We start from the raw sequence: 12481 nt of genomic DNA, 5'->3' as shown, positions 1-12481 counted from the left end.
GCCGGAACGTGTCCGTGCCGGTCGGCGCCGGGCAGCGAGCTACCGGAACGTGTCCGTGCCGGCCGGCGCCGGGCAGCGAGCTACCGGAACGTGTCCGTGCCGGCCGGCGCCGGGCAGCGAGCTGCCGGAACGTGTTCGTGCCGGTCCGCGGGCGGCGTCCGGACGATGGTCCGGTATCAGCCGGGTGCGGCCGGGTAGGCGCGGGTCTCGGCGGCCTTGACCGCCGCCCACACCGGCTGGCCGGGGGCCAGTCTCAGCTGGGTGGCGGCGGCCGGGGTGACGTCGGCGGCCACCTCGATCGGGCCGACGAGTTGGATCCGCAGGTTGTCGCCGTGCTGCTGGATGCCGGTGATGGTGGCCGGCCAGGTGTTGCGCGGGCTGCCGTCGGGGCGGCGCGGGTGCAGCGCGACGGCCGACGGCGGGAAGGCCACGAAGACCTCCCCCTCGTGGTGGTCGCCGGTGGTCAGCTCGAACCCGTCGCCGAGCCGGACCCGGTGCCCGTCGGCGTACCCCCGGTAGAGGTTGAGCCCGACCAGCCGGGCGACGTAGTCGGTGCGGGGTCGGGCGGTGATGGTGGCGGCGTCGCCCTCCTGGACCACCCGGCCGTGTTCGATGACGACCAGCCGGTCGGCGAGCACCAGGGCGTCGAGCGGGTCGTGGGTGACCAGCAGGGCGGCCCCGGCGTGGGCGGCGAGGTGCCGCTGGAGTTGGGCACGGGTGTCGAGGCGGGTGCGGGCGTCCAGGGCGGCCAGTGGTTCGTCGAGCAGCAGCAGGGCCGGTTCGACGGCCAGGGCACGGGCGAGGGCGACCCGCTGGGCCTGCCCGCCGGAGAGCTCCCGGGGCTTGCGGCGGGCGTGTTCGGCCAGCCCCATCCGGGTCAGCCAGTCGGCGGCCAGGTCTCGGGCCTGACGCCGGTCGAGGCCGTGCCGGCGGGGGCCGAAGGCGACGTTGTCGAGGGCGCTGAGATGCGGGAAGAGCAGGTAGTCCTGGAACACCACGCCGATCGGGCGGCGCTCGGGCGGGGTCCAGGTGCGGCGGACGGGGTGGTCGAGATCGCGGCCGGCCAGGGTGAGGTGCCCGGCGGAGAGTGGCAGCAGCCCGGCGAGGGTACGCAGGGCGGTGGTCTTGCCGGCTCCGTTGGGCCCGAGCAGCGCGACGACCTCACCGGGGGCGATGGTCAACGGCAGGTCGAGCCGGAAGCTGTCCCGGTCCACCACCAGGTGGGCGTCGAGCAGGCGCGGACCGGCAGCCGGTACGGACTGCCCGAGGGATGCGGGTCGCCCGGTGGTCATGGTGCGCTGGCCCAGCGGTCGCGGAGGCCAGCCAGGATCACGACGGAGACGGTGAGCAGGATGAGACTGAGCACGATCGCGGCTTCCAGGTCGGTTTCCAGGGCGAGGTAGACGGCCACCGGCATGGTCTGGGTCCGGCCGGGATAGTTGCCGGCGAAGGTGATGGTGGCGCCGAACTCGCCGAGGGCGCGGGCCCAACCGAGCACCGCCCCGGCGGCGATGCCGGGTGCCACCAGGGGCAGTGTGACGTGGGTGAAGGTGGTCCACCGGCCGGCACCGAGGGTGGCGGCAGCCTCCTCGTAGCGGGTGTCGGCACCGCGCAGTGCCCCCTCCACCGCGATGATCAGGAACGGCATGGCGACGAACGCCTGGGCCAGCACGACGGCGGTGGTGGTGAACGGCACGGTGACGCCGAACGTGCTGTCGAGCCAGGAGCCGACCAGCCCCCGGCGCCCGAAGACCAGCAGCAGGGCCAATCCGCCGACCACCGGTGGCAGCACCAGCGGGACCGTGACCAGGGCACGGACCAGCTGCCGGCCGGGGAACTGGACGCGGGCCAGCAGCCAGGCCAGGGGTACGCCGAGCAGCAGGCAGAGCAGGGTGGCGAGGGTGGCGGTCTGCACCGACAGCCGCAACGCGGTGAGTACGCCGGGCTCGGTGAGCCGCTGCGGCAGGGTCGCCCAGGGGGTACGGACGAGCAGCCCGGCCAGCGGCAGCACCAGGAAGAGCAGGCCGAGTATGGCCGGGACCAGCAACGCGACCGGTGTCCGGCCGGTCCGTCTGGTGCCGCGCGGCGCGACGGTCGGGGTCGGCCGCGCTCGCGCGGTGCCGCCGGCCACGGGCTACGGCACCTGGAAGCCGGCCGCGGTGAGCACGGCGCGGCCGGTGTCGGAGTTGACGTGGTCGACGAAGGCGCGGGCGGCGGCTGGGTGGTCGGCGTCCTTCAGTACCACGATCGGGTAGTCGTTGACCGCGCCGGTCGATTCGGGGAACTCGATGCCGTCCACGTCGTCGGCGGCGGCCCGGACGTCGGTGCGGTAGACCAGCGCGGCATCCACCTCGCCGAGCCGCACCTTGTTCAGCGCCGCCCGCACGTCCTGCTCCAGGGTGACCGGAGTGAGGGCGACACCGGCGGCGTCCAGAGCCTTGCGCGCCGCCGCCCCGCAGGGCACCTGCTCCGCGCAGACGGCGACCTTCGCGTCGGGCTTGGTGAGGTCGCTCAGCGCGGTCACCCCGTCCGGGTTGCCCCTGGGCACGGCGATGACGAGTTGGTTGCGGGCGAAGGTGACCGGCTCGCCGTCGCTGTTGCCGGCGTCCACGACGGTGGCCATGTTCGCCGGTGCGGCGGCGGCGAACACGTCGGCGGGTGCCCCCTGGTTGATCTGGGCCGCCAGGGCGGAACTACCCGCGAAGTTGAATGTCACCCGCACCCCCTGGGCGGCCTCGAAGTCCTGGCCGAGGCGGGTGAACGACTCCCGCAGCGAGGCGGCGGCGAACACGGTCAGCTCGCCGCCGTTCCCGGCGCCGGTGGCCGCCGGGTCGGCCCGGTCGTCGGCGCAGCCCGTCACGACCAGCAGGGCGAGCGCGGTCAGCGCGGTACGCAGCCGGGTTCTCGTCACGGGGTGGCCCTCCCTCGACTTCCGGCGGTCACGGCGGGGCGTTCCACCACGACCGTGGTCGACTTGATCACCGCTACCGCTACCGTTCCGACTTCCAGGCCGAGCTGGTCGACCGCCTCCCGGCTCATCAGCGACACCAGCCGGAACGGGCCGGCCTGGATGTCCACCTGAGCCATCACGGCGTCCTTGACCACGGCGGTCACGATGCCGCGCAGCCGGTTGCGGGCCGAGGACTCCTCCGCCCGGCCGTCCGGGTCGGCCGCCTGCGCCCGGACGAAGGCAGCGAGGTCGACGCCGTCGATCAACCGGTGTCCCTGCTCGTCACGGGTCGCGGCGAGCCGGCCGCCGTCCACCCAGCGCCGCATCGTGTCCACGCTGACGCCGAGCAACTCGGCGGCCTCGCCCATCCGGAACATCGCCACAGCGACCATCGTAGATCGCCGCGGCCGCGAGGGGAACACGGTCAGGAGAACCGCATCTGCGGTCGATGAAACCTTCTGATGACCGCATCTGCCGATTCCGACGGCAGGCCGGGCACGGGTGACGGGAGTTACCGGGGTCGGCGGAACTCACGGATGGGTGCGGGCGACCAATCTGGTGATGTCGAACGTCGAGAGGAAACCCATGTCCAGCAGTTCACCCCGCCGGCTCGTGCGCCCGGCCGTCCTGATCACCGGGGTTCTCCTCGCCGGCCTGGTCAGCGGCTGCGGTTCTACCGACGACGGCTCGACCGCCGCGCCCACCCCGTCGGTCACCGCCACCCCGTCGACCCCGACCGGGGTCGAGGACGGCGTGCTGACCGTCCAGGACCCGTGGGTCAAGGCGGCCGACGAGGGGATGACCGGGGCGTTCGCCACGCTGGTGAACAACACCGACGCCGACGTCACCATCACCGCCGTCACCTCGGCCGTCTCCCCGATGGAACTGCACGAGATGGCCATGCAGGACGGGAAGATGGTCATGCGGGCCAAGGAGGGCGGCGTGGTGATCAAGGCCCGCGGCGAGCACCGGCTGGAGCCCGGCGGCGACCACCTGATGCTGATGAACCTCGCCCAGCCGGTACGCGCCGGTGACGAGCTGAGCTTCACCCTCACCTTCGCCGACGGCCGTACCCAGACGTTCACCGCCGTGGCCAAGCCGTTCACCGGCGCCCAGGAGAGCTACGCCCCGGGGCACGGCGAGCCGATGCCCGGCATGTCGACCAGCCCGAGCCCGGCGTCGTGACCTCGTCCGACCGGCCGGTCAGCCGGCGCCGGCTGCTCACCGGCGGCGCGCTGGCCGCCGGCGGCACGGTGGTCGGCGCCGCCGCCGTCGCCGCCAGCACCCGCGACGCCGCCCGGCCGGCGCCCGCGCCGGAGCAGGTGCCGGTGGCCGCGACCGTCGGCGCGGCGACCGAGCCGTTCCACGGCGTACGCCAGTCCGGGATCGTCACCGAGCCGCAGGCGCACGCGGCGTTCGTCGCGTTCACCCTGCGCCCGGGTACCGACCGGGCCGCGCTCGGCCGGATGCTGCGCCTGCTCTCCGACGACGCCGCCCGGCTTACCCAGGGCCGCCCCGCGCTGGCCGACACCGAACCGGAACTGGGTCTGCTGCCGGCCCGGCTGACCGTCACCTTCGGCTTCGGCCCTGGTCTGTTCACCGCCGCCGGCCTCGACGAACGCCGCCCGCCGTCGGTGGCCGAGCTGCCCGCGTTCCCGATCGACCGGCTGCAACCTCGATGGTCCGGCGGGGATCTGCTGGTGCAGATCTGCGCCGACGACCCGATCACGGTCGCCCACACCCAGCGGGTCCTGGTCAAGGACAGTCGTCCGTTCGCCACCGTCCGCTGGGTGCAGCAGGGCTTCCGGCGGGCCGCCGGTGCCGAACCGGGCCGGACCCAGCGCAACCTCTTCGGCCAGCTCGACGGCACCGCCAACCCGAAGCCGGGCGCACCGGTGGAGACCGCGGTGTGGATCCCGGACGGGCCGGACTGGCTCCGCCACGGCAGCACCCTGGTGGTCCGGCGGATCAGCATGGACCTGGAGACCTGGGATCTGCTCGGTCGCACCGACCGCGAGTTCAGCGTCGGACGACGGCTGGACAGCGGCGCCCCGCTGACCGGCACCGCGGAGCACGACGAGCCCGACTTCGCCGCCCTCGGCCCCGACGGGTTGACCGTGATCCCGGACTTCTCCCACCTCACCCGGGCCCACGTCAGCGACGACCGGTTCCGGATCCTGCGCCGCCCCTACAACTACGACGGGGTGCCGGCCGCCGACGGTACCGCCGACAGTGGGCTGATCTTCGCCGCCTACCAGGCGGACGTCGAGAAACAGTTCCTGCCCATCCAGCGGCGCCTCGCCGAACGGGACCTGCTCAACGAGTGGACCACCCCGATCGGCTCCGCCGTCTTCGCCATCCCGCCCGGCTGCCCCGAAGACGGCTGGGTCGGCCAGCAGTTGCTCGACTGAGGAGGAGAATCGACCTCATGCGTACCCGACTTCGACACCTGTCCGCCCTCGGCCTGGTCACCGCCCTGCTGGCCGCCACGGCCCTGCTCGTCGGGCCGGTCTCCCCCGCGTACGCGCACAACGTGCTGCGCAAGGCCACCCCCGCCCAGGACGCCGAGCTGACCAAGGCACCCACCAAGGTGACCCTGGACTTCCTGCAGAAGCTGAACCCCAACTTCACCACCGTCACCGTCAGCGACGCCGCCAAGGAGCCGGTGGCCACCAGCGAGCCGGAGGTGGACGGCACCAAGGCCAGCGTCACCGTCGACTCGACGCTGCCGAACGGCGTGTACACGGTCGCGTACCGGGTGGTCTCCCAGGACGGGCACCCGGTGCAGGGGTCGTACGAGTTCACCGTCGCCGACCCGACCGCCACCGCCGAACCCAGCCCGAGCCCGAGTCCGGAGGCGAGCGAGCCGGCGCAGAGCCCGTCGCCGACCGCCGAGCAGACCTCCACGGCGGCGACCGCGAGTCCCGCCGCGAGCGGCTCGTCCGGTGGCGGCGGTGGCATGGTCGCGCTGCTGGTCGGCGCCGTGGTGCTGGCCGCCCTGGTGGTCGGCGCGGTGGTGGTCCTGCTGCGGCGACGCCAGGCCGGCGGCAACGCCGCATCGTGACCGACGGCGGGGGCCGGTGCCGACCGTGCGGCGCGCCCGGTCGGCGCCGGCCCCCGCCGTGCCCCAGCCGGTGCCGGCCGCGCGCCAGGCCCGGGCTCAGCGCAGCAGGACCGGCCCGGCGTCGATCCGGATCCGGAACAGGGCGTACGGCTTACGACGCAGGTCCTTGCCGCCGTGGTACCCGGCCTGCCGGTGCAGCTGGTTGGCGGTGACGTAGAGGTACCCGTCGACCGCCACCGACATGGTGTCGGGCCAGAGCAGCCGGGGGTCGTGGGCCACCGTCTCGTACCCGCCGTCCGGGTGGCGCCGTAGCACCGCGTTCTGTTCGTACGCGGTGAGGTAGATCCGGCCCGCGTCGTCGCTCTCCAGCCCGTCGGACCCGCTGCCCTTGTCGCCCTCGTGGACCACCGTCGCGGCCACCTCGTCGTCACCGACCGACAGGTCGACCAGGGCGTCGGTGGCGACGCTGTACCACTGGCGGGAGGCCAGTGCGCAGTAGTACAGCCGGGCGCCGTCGGCGGAGATGGCGATGCCGTCGGAGCCGACCGTCACCGGCCGCGGCGCCGCGTCGGGCAGGTGTTGCCGGAACGGCCTCCCCTCCACCAGCGGCCGGAAGGTGGACAGCGGCTCCGCCTTGGTGGACGGGTGGTCGTGCAGCCGGCGCCAGGACGCTCCGGTGGCCAGGTCGATCACCACGATCCCGTTCGGTCCGGCGACCGCCGAGTCGGTCACGTACGCGATCCCGGCCTCCCCGCGTCGCAGGTCGAACCGCACGTCGTTGAGGTACGTGGTGGGCAGCGCCACGTCCGGCGGAAAGGTGATCACCTGCGCCACCGTGTCGGTGGCCAGGTCGATTCGGACGAGTTTGGGGCCACCGGGGCTGGTCGGCTGGAAGCTCGGGCTGCCGGTGTCGAGTGCCCAGAGCCGGTCGGCCGGATCGACCACCACGCTCTGCACCGAGACGAACGCCTCCGGGTCGTCGTCGCTGCCCTGCTGGTTCCACCGCTCGTCCGGGAACGGCACCTCCCGGCCGTCCCGCAGCTCCGCGACGGTGGCCGGCACCTCGTCGCCCCACCGGGGATAGTTGACGAAGATCCGGCCGGTGTGCGAGACGCTCACCCCGGTCGGCATCGATCCGGTGAACGCGTGGACGAGTTCCAGCTCGCCGACGGGCTCGTCCGACACCGGTTCACTCATGCGCGACTCCTGCCTCTCGGGTGCGGGTTGCCGTTCCCGAGCGGCAGCGGGACAAACACCACGGTTTGGCCCCCCGCCGCCGCTCGGGACCGCCCACCCGGTGCGCGCCGTATGCGGCAGGTGACGGCGCTATCCTCGGCACCGGTGAGGAGGTGACCGTGCGGCCCGACCGCCCGCCCGTCGATCCGGACGTCGATCTCCACGTTCCGCGTCAGCGCGCCGAGCTGCGTACCGGCACCGCCAGCCTGCTCGCCGCGGTCGCCGCCGGTGGAGTCGTCGGCGGGCTGGCCCGGCACGGGCTCACCGCGGCCTGGCCGTCCCCGCCCCGGGGCTTCCCGTGGGCCACCTTCGTCGTGAACGTCTCCGGTTGCCTGTTGATCGGCGTACTGATGGTGCTGGTCACCGAGGTGTGGACGGCGCACCGGCTGGTCCGCCCCTTCCTCGGTACCGGCGTGCTCGGCGGCTACACCACGTTCTCCACGTACGCCGTCCAGGTGCAGCAGGCGGTCGACGCCGGTGCGGTCCGGACCGGCCTGCTCTACCTCGCCGGCACCCTGGTCGCGGCGCTGGCCGCGGTCGGGGCCGGGATGGCGGTGACCCGGTGGCTCACCGCCGGTCGCCGGTCACCGGTCGGCGGCAGCGGATGACCCTGCTGCTGGTCGCGCTCGGTGCCGCCGTCGGCGCGCCACTGCGTTACCTGGTCGACCGGGCCGTGCAGAACCGCCACGAAGGCGACTTGCCGTGGGGCACGCTGGTGGTCAACGTCACCGGCTGCCTGCTGCTCGGCTTCCTGGTCGGCGGTGCCGCCGAGGGGGCGCTGTCGGGTTCGCTGGTCGCCCTGCTCGGCACCGGCCTGTGCGGCGCGCTGACCACCTACTCGACCTTCGGCTACGAGACCGTCCGCCTCTTCACCACCGGCCTGCGGCTCGGTGCCCTGCTCAACGTGACGGCCAGCGTCGCCGCCGGGCTGGGCGCCGGGTACGCCGGGGTGGCGGTGGCACAGGCACTCTGGGGCTGAGGGCCGGAGTAGCCGGGCCGCCCACCGGGTAGTAGTGGATCTTCGGAACGGCCGACGTCCCCGGGAGGTGATCGGATGACCGCGGCGTTGCAGCAGCTCGTCGAGCGCAACGACCTCGACCTGATCCGCCGGTGGTTGGACGACCAACCGGCGCACGAGATCGCCGACGCGCTGGCCCGGCTCGACGGGGTGACCGCCGGAGTGCCGTTCCGGCTGCTCGACAAGGACCGCGCCCTCGCCGTCTTCGAGGAGCTGGACCCGATCGACCAGCAGAGCATGCTGGTGGGGCTGCGCGACCAGGCGTTCCACGAGCTGGTCGAGGAGCTGGACCCGGACGATCGGGCCCGGATGATCACCGAGGCGCCGGCCAAGGTGGCCCGGCGCGTGCTGGCCGGGTTGTCGCCGCACGAACGGCAGATGACCGCCGAACTGCTGGGCTACCCGCCGGGATCGGTGGGGCAGATCATGACGCCGGAGGTGGTCGCGCTACCCCGGCAGGTCACCGCCGCACAGGCCCTCGATCTGGTCCGGCGTGAGGGCGCCGACGCCGAGACGGTGTACGTGCTGCCGGTGGTCGACGCCGGCCGCTGCCTGGTCGGCGTGGTGGAACTGCGGGATCTGGTGCTGAGTCGCGCCGAGGCGCCACTGGCCGAACTGGTCGACACCGGCGTACCCCGGGTTCGGGCGACCGACCCGGCGGAGGACGCCGCCCGGCTGATGCGGGAGACCAACACCCTCGCGCTGCCCGTCGTCGACAGCGAGGACCGCCTCGTGGGTCTGCTCACCATCGACGACGCCGTGGAGATCATCGAGGCGGCGGACACCGAGGACGTGGCCCGCCAGGCCGGCACCGCGCCGTGGCCGGGTCACTACATGGCCGTCAGCGTCTGGCGACTGGCCCGCTCCCGCGCCCCCTGGCTGCTGCTGCTCATCGTCGCCTCGGTGCTCACCGTGAACGTGCTGCAGGTCTTCGAGGCCACCCTGACGCAGGTGACCGCGCTGGCGCTGTTCATCCCGTTGCTGGTGGGCACCGGCGGCAACGCCGGTGCGCAGGCCACCACCTCGGCCGTCCGCGCCCTCGCGCTCGGCGAACTGCGCGGCTCGGACCTGCCGGCGGTGATCTGGCGGGAGTCCCGGGTCGGCCTGCTGCTCGGCGGGCTGCTGGCGCTGGTCGGCCTGGTCGTCGGCGCGGTGGTGGTCGGCGGCCAGGTCGCCCTGGTCGTCGGGGTGTCCCTGGTGATGATCTGCGCCTGGGCCGCCACCGTCGGCGCCACCATGCCCCTGCTGGCGAAGCGGCTACGCATCGACCCGGCCGTGGTGTCGGCGCCGATGGTGACCACCCTGGTCGACGCCACCGGGCTGATCATCTACTTCGCCGTCGCGCACGTGGTGCTGTCCCTCTGATCCGAGCCGATCACCCCGCCGGCACCCGGTCATCGGCCCGCCGCGGCCCGGCGGACCAGCCGGCGGGCCTCGTCACCGGGCACCCCGGTGGCGCGCAGCATGTCGTTGGCGATGGTCCGCAGCTGGGACACCACGATGGTGCCGGAGAAGCCGATCTGCTGCCGGCACGCCTCACCCGCCTCCCGGACGGCCCGCAGCACCCGTTCCCGGGCCCGCTGCGGATCCCGCATCGCCAGGAACTCCTGGTGCAGCAGGCGCACCCCCTGGCCGAAGTGTTCGACCGCGGCGGGCAGGTCGGCGGGGACCGGCTCGTGGTCGCGCAGCGCGGTGGCGGCCCGCCGGACCAGCGTACGGCTGTTGCGGAAGGCCCGGTCCAGGTGCACCGCCCCGGCCCGGTACGCGGCCAGCGCCCGGCGCCGACGCCAGCGCAGCGGCGAGAACCGGACCACCTCCTCGGCCGCGGTCACCACCTCCCGGATCTGCCGCAGCTCGGACTCGGAGTCGCGCATGTCGGCGAGTACCTGCTCCACCTGACGGGCGTCACCACGGGCCAGTCCCTCCGCCGCCGAGGTCATCTGCCGGGCGAACGTGTCCAACGCCGGACCGGCGACCCGGCGCACGCTACGGGTCGGGTTCATCGGGGCGAGCAGCAGCACCACCACCAGGCCGGTCACGCCGCCGACCAGGGCGTTGACCGTCCGGGGCAGGTTGATGTCCGGGGTGTTCGGGGTGAGGGTGGCGATCAGCACCGCCGTACCGCCGGCCTGGCTCACCAACGCACCGGTGCCGCGTACGGCCACCGCCACCAGCAGCGCCCCGAACACGATCACGAACGTCTGCCAGGGGCCGGTGCCGATCGTCTCCACCAGCAGGTCGGCGACCAGGATGCCGAGCACCACCCCGATGACCAGCTCGACGGTACGGTGCGCGCGGCGACCGATCGCCGCGGCGATCACACCGACGGCGGCGGCCGGGGCGAAGGTCGGCTCCGGGTTGCCGAGCACCTGGTTGGCGAGCAGCCAGGCCAGCGTGGCGGCCAGCCCGCCCTGCACGGCCAGCAGCAGGTACTGCTGCAATCGGCGGTAGGTGCGCCAACCGGCGTTGCGGGCGTGGCCGCGCAGCCTGTCCACCGAGATCCGCATGGCGCGGGGTACCCGGTGGGTCGGGTGCTACTCGGCGGGGTAGGCCATCGCACCGGCGAGCGCCACCATGCCCGGCCGCCGGGTGTCCTGGCGCAGGAACTGCACCACCACCGGCACCGGGGAGCGCAGCACGCAGCCGTACGGGCGGTCGAGGCGGACCGCCTCCGGGTCGATCAGGTCGTTGACCCGTACGTGCCGGATCCGTCGGGCACCGACCACGAGGCGGTACGGCCCGACCGGGTCGCTGTCCTCGTAGTAGAAGTCCACCGTCAGGTCGGCCGCGGCGTCCGTGGCGTTGAGCACGCACAGCTGGTCGAAGCTGGTGTACTCCGGTTCCGGGCTGGCCGCGCCGAACGGGATGCGCCCGCCCGGCACCACCCACACCCGTGCCCCCAACTGCGTCATCACGCCTCCCCCAACAGCCGGGCCAGGTCGGGGGTGAGGAACACCCCGTCCGGGTCGAGGCGACGCCGGGCGGCCTGGAAGTCGTCCCAGCGGGGCAGCAGCGGCCGCAGTTCGCGGGCCGTCAACCAGTGCTTCTTGCCCCAGTGCGGCCGGCCGCCGTAGTGCCGGAAGACCGACTCCATGTCGCGGAAGTACTCCTCGTACGGCAGGGAGGTGTTCTGCAGGCAGGCGATGGTGGTGGTGGGCCGGCCGTACGCGTTGCTCAGCCAGATGTCGTCCCCGGCGATGGTACGGACCAGCACCCGCCAGCCCACCGTACGGCGGTGCCGGTTCAGGATCCGTCGCCGCACCTCGGCGAAGCAGGCCGGGAACGCCTCCGAGGGAAGCATGTACTCGATCTCCTCGAAGCGCAGTTCCCGGTTCTGCGGGATGGTCCGGTGGGTCGGCCCGACCTCGATCTCCCGAAGCTCACCCGACGGGCTGGACTCCAGCATCTGCCGGGTCGCCCACATCTGGCCCTGCTGCTCCGCGTCCGCCCGGTTCATGGTCCGGACCTGGGTCAGGTCGCTGCGCGGATACCAGTAGAAGTCCATGTTGCGGTTGTTGTGCTGCAGCTCGGCCAGGTGGTCCAGGGTCCAGTCGACCGGCGCGCACCAGGAGCGGCGGCGTAGCTCGTAGCGGGGCTGCACGTCGAGGGTGAGCTGGGTGACCACCCCCAGTACGCCGAGCGAGAGCCGGGCGGCGGGCAGCAGTTCGGCGTTGCGCTCGGCCGAGATCTCCAGCGTCTCGCCGGTGCCGGTGACCAGCCGTACCCCGGCCACCTGCGTGGACAGGTTGCCGAAGCCGAGGCCGGTGCCGTGCGTACCGGTCGCGGTGGCCCCGGCGATCGACTGGTAGTCGACGTCGCCGAGGTTGTCCATCGCCAGGCCGGCGTCGTAGAGCCCCTCACCGAGCGCCTTGAGTCGGGTACCGCCCCAGACGGTGGCCAGCTCACCGGCCCGGTCGATCACTCCGGCCATCCGGTCCAGGCTGACCAGCGTGTCGTCGGTACGTACCAGCGGGCTCGACGAGTGCCCGGAACCGACCGGGCGCAGGGTGCCGCCGGACTCGCGGGCCCGCAGGATCAACTGCCGCACCTCGTCCTCGTCGGCGGGCTCGGCGAACCCGGCCGGGGTGAAGGAGACGCTGCCGGACCAGTTCACGAACGGACGGGACATCCGGCCCCCTCCTCTCCCCGACACGCGAGGCCGGCGCTTACCCCCGGTCCGACCGGGTACACGTTTCTCGACCGGTTGTGCGGG

14 protein-coding genes are annotated in these 12481 nt (G+C 73.4%); 6 read left to right on the top strand and 8 right to left on the bottom strand.

The annotated features are described in order from the left end of the window. Positions 1 to 176: 176 nt before the first annotated feature. From D2L64_RS17690 to D2L64_RS17675, 4 genes are read right to left on the bottom strand one after another with little or no spacing between them, the layout of a single operon-like run. Positions 177 to 1292, bottom strand: a complete 1116-nt coding sequence (locus D2L64_RS17690; RefSeq protein WP_119577947.1) for an ABC transporter ATP-binding protein — start codon at positions 1290 to 1292, stop codon at positions 177 to 179. After that, positions 1289 to 2131: an ABC transporter permease gene (locus tag D2L64_RS17685; protein WP_119577945.1), complete on the bottom strand. Its 843-nt coding sequence runs from the start codon at positions 2129 to 2131 to the stop codon at positions 1289 to 1291. The genes D2L64_RS17690 and D2L64_RS17685 overlap by 4 nt, the downstream gene beginning before the upstream one ends. A gap of 3 nt (positions 2132 to 2134) precedes the next feature. Beyond that, on the bottom strand, positions 2135 to 2911 hold the full coding sequence (gene modA, locus D2L64_RS17680) for a molybdate ABC transporter substrate-binding protein (RefSeq protein ID WP_119577943.1): 777 nt from the start codon (positions 2909 to 2911) through the stop codon (positions 2135 to 2137). Next, positions 2908 to 3333, bottom strand: a complete 426-nt coding sequence (locus D2L64_RS17675; RefSeq protein WP_119577941.1) for a TOBE domain-containing protein — start codon at positions 3331 to 3333, stop codon at positions 2908 to 2910. The genes modA and D2L64_RS17675 overlap by 4 nt, the downstream gene beginning before the upstream one ends. Before the next feature lie 202 nt (positions 3334 to 3535). Between D2L64_RS17675 and D2L64_RS17670 the strand changes: the two genes are divergently transcribed. The 3 genes from D2L64_RS17670 to D2L64_RS17660 are packed head-to-tail and all read left to right on the top strand — an operon-like array spanning position 3536 to position 6014. After that, complete coding sequence (locus tag D2L64_RS17670; protein WP_119577939.1) at positions 3536 to 4135, top strand: copper chaperone PCu(A)C; 600 nt, start codon at positions 3536 to 3538, stop codon at positions 4133 to 4135. Then, entirely contained in the window at positions 4132 to 5361 is a 1230-nt protein-coding gene (locus tag D2L64_RS17665; protein ID WP_119577937.1) for a Dyp-type peroxidase, read from the top strand. The genes D2L64_RS17670 and D2L64_RS17665 overlap by 4 nt, the downstream gene beginning before the upstream one ends. A 17-nt stretch (positions 5362 to 5378) precedes the next feature. Beyond that, the gene (locus tag D2L64_RS17660) at positions 5379 to 6014 is read left to right on the top strand and encodes a copper resistance CopC family protein (RefSeq protein WP_119577935.1); all 636 of its coding nucleotides are present in this window, start codon (positions 5379 to 5381) and stop codon (positions 6012 to 6014) included. A 96-nt stretch (positions 6015 to 6110) separates the two neighbouring features. Here D2L64_RS17660 and D2L64_RS17655 read toward each other — a convergent pair whose 3' ends face one another. Next, positions 6111 to 7211 (bottom strand): L-dopachrome tautomerase-related protein, encoded by a 1101-nt coding sequence (locus D2L64_RS17655; RefSeq protein WP_119577933.1) that lies wholly within the window; start codon positions 7209 to 7211, stop codon positions 6111 to 6113. A gap of 152 nt (positions 7212 to 7363) precedes the next feature. On the opposite strand from D2L64_RS17655, the gene D2L64_RS17650 reads away from it, so the two are divergent. The 3 genes from D2L64_RS17650 to mgtE all read left to right on the top strand — a co-directional run bounded on the left by D2L64_RS17650 (position 7364) and on the right by mgtE (position 9633). Next, positions 7364 to 7858, top strand: a complete 495-nt coding sequence (locus D2L64_RS17650; protein WP_119577930.1) for a fluoride efflux transporter FluC — start codon at positions 7364 to 7366, stop codon at positions 7856 to 7858. Beyond that, positions 7855 to 8229 (top strand): fluoride efflux transporter CrcB, encoded by a 375-nt coding sequence (gene crcB / locus D2L64_RS17645; RefSeq protein ID WP_119578021.1) that lies wholly within the window; start codon positions 7855 to 7857, stop codon positions 8227 to 8229. Before D2L64_RS17650 ends, crcB begins: the two co-directional genes overlap by 4 nt. Positions 8230 to 8304: 75 nt before the next feature. Then, positions 8305 to 9633 carry a magnesium transporter gene (gene mgtE / locus D2L64_RS17640; protein ID WP_119577928.1) on the top strand — a complete coding sequence of 443 codons (1329 nt, stop codon included), beginning with the start codon at positions 8305 to 8307 and terminating at the stop codon, positions 9631 to 9633. 29 nt (positions 9634 to 9662) lie between these two features. Here the strand turns inward: mgtE and D2L64_RS17635 are convergent, their stop codons facing one another. The 3 genes from D2L64_RS17635 to D2L64_RS17625 are packed head-to-tail and all read right to left on the bottom strand — an operon-like array spanning position 9663 to position 12397. Beyond that, positions 9663 to 10775, bottom strand: a complete 1113-nt coding sequence (locus D2L64_RS17635) for an FUSC family protein (protein ID WP_119577926.1) — start codon at positions 10773 to 10775, stop codon at positions 9663 to 9665. A gap of 27 nt (positions 10776 to 10802) precedes the next feature. Next, positions 10803 to 11180, bottom strand: coding sequence for a sensory rhodopsin transducer (locus tag D2L64_RS17630; protein WP_199714590.1), 378 nt, complete (start codon positions 11178 to 11180; stop codon positions 10803 to 10805). Then, entirely contained in the window at positions 11180 to 12397 is a 1218-nt protein-coding gene (locus tag D2L64_RS17625; RefSeq protein WP_119577923.1) for a D-arabinono-1,4-lactone oxidase, read from the bottom strand. Before D2L64_RS17625 ends, D2L64_RS17630 begins: the two co-directional genes overlap by 1 nt. Positions 12398 to 12481: the final 84 nt, after the last annotated feature.

The sequence above is a fragment of the Micromonospora radicis genome, assembly GCF_003583405.1.
Lineage (GTDB): Bacteria > Actinomycetota > Actinomycetes > Mycobacteriales > Micromonosporaceae > Micromonospora > Micromonospora radicis.
Note: the sequence above shows the minus strand (reverse complement) of the source record. Positions and strands in the feature narration are given on the sequence as shown.

Bases quoted from the DNA above. Each gene is read 5' to 3' on its own strand.
- D2L64_RS17630 (WP_199714590.1), bottom strand. From the start codon at position 11,180: ATGACGCAGTTGGGGGCACGGGTGTGGGTGGTGCCGGGCGGGCGCATC.
- D2L64_RS17625 (WP_119577923.1), bottom strand. From the start codon at position 12,397: ATGTCCCGTCCGTTCGTGAACTGGTCCGGCAGCGTCTCCTTCACCCCG.
- D2L64_RS17690 (WP_119577947.1), bottom strand. From the start codon at position 1,292: ATGACCACCGGGCGACCCGCATCCCTCGGGCAGTCCGTACCGGCTGCC.
- D2L64_RS17660 (WP_119577935.1), top strand. From the start codon at position 5,379: ATGCGTACCCGACTTCGACACCTGTCCGCCCTCGGCCTGGTCACCGCC.
- D2L64_RS17635 (WP_119577926.1), bottom strand. From the start codon at position 10,775: ATGCGGATCTCGGTGGACAGGCTGCGCGGCCACGCCCGCAACGCCGGT.
- D2L64_RS17655 (WP_119577933.1), bottom strand. From the start codon at position 7,211: ATGAGTGAACCGGTGTCGGACGAGCCCGTCGGCGAGCTGGAACTCGTC.
- crcB (WP_119578021.1), top strand. From the start codon at position 7,855: ATGACCCTGCTGCTGGTCGCGCTCGGTGCCGCCGTCGGCGCGCCACTG.
- D2L64_RS17670 (WP_119577939.1), top strand. From the start codon at position 3,536: ATGTCCAGCAGTTCACCCCGCCGGCTCGTGCGCCCGGCCGTCCTGATC.
- mgtE (WP_119577928.1), top strand. From the start codon at position 8,305: ATGACCGCGGCGTTGCAGCAGCTCGTCGAGCGCAACGACCTCGACCTG.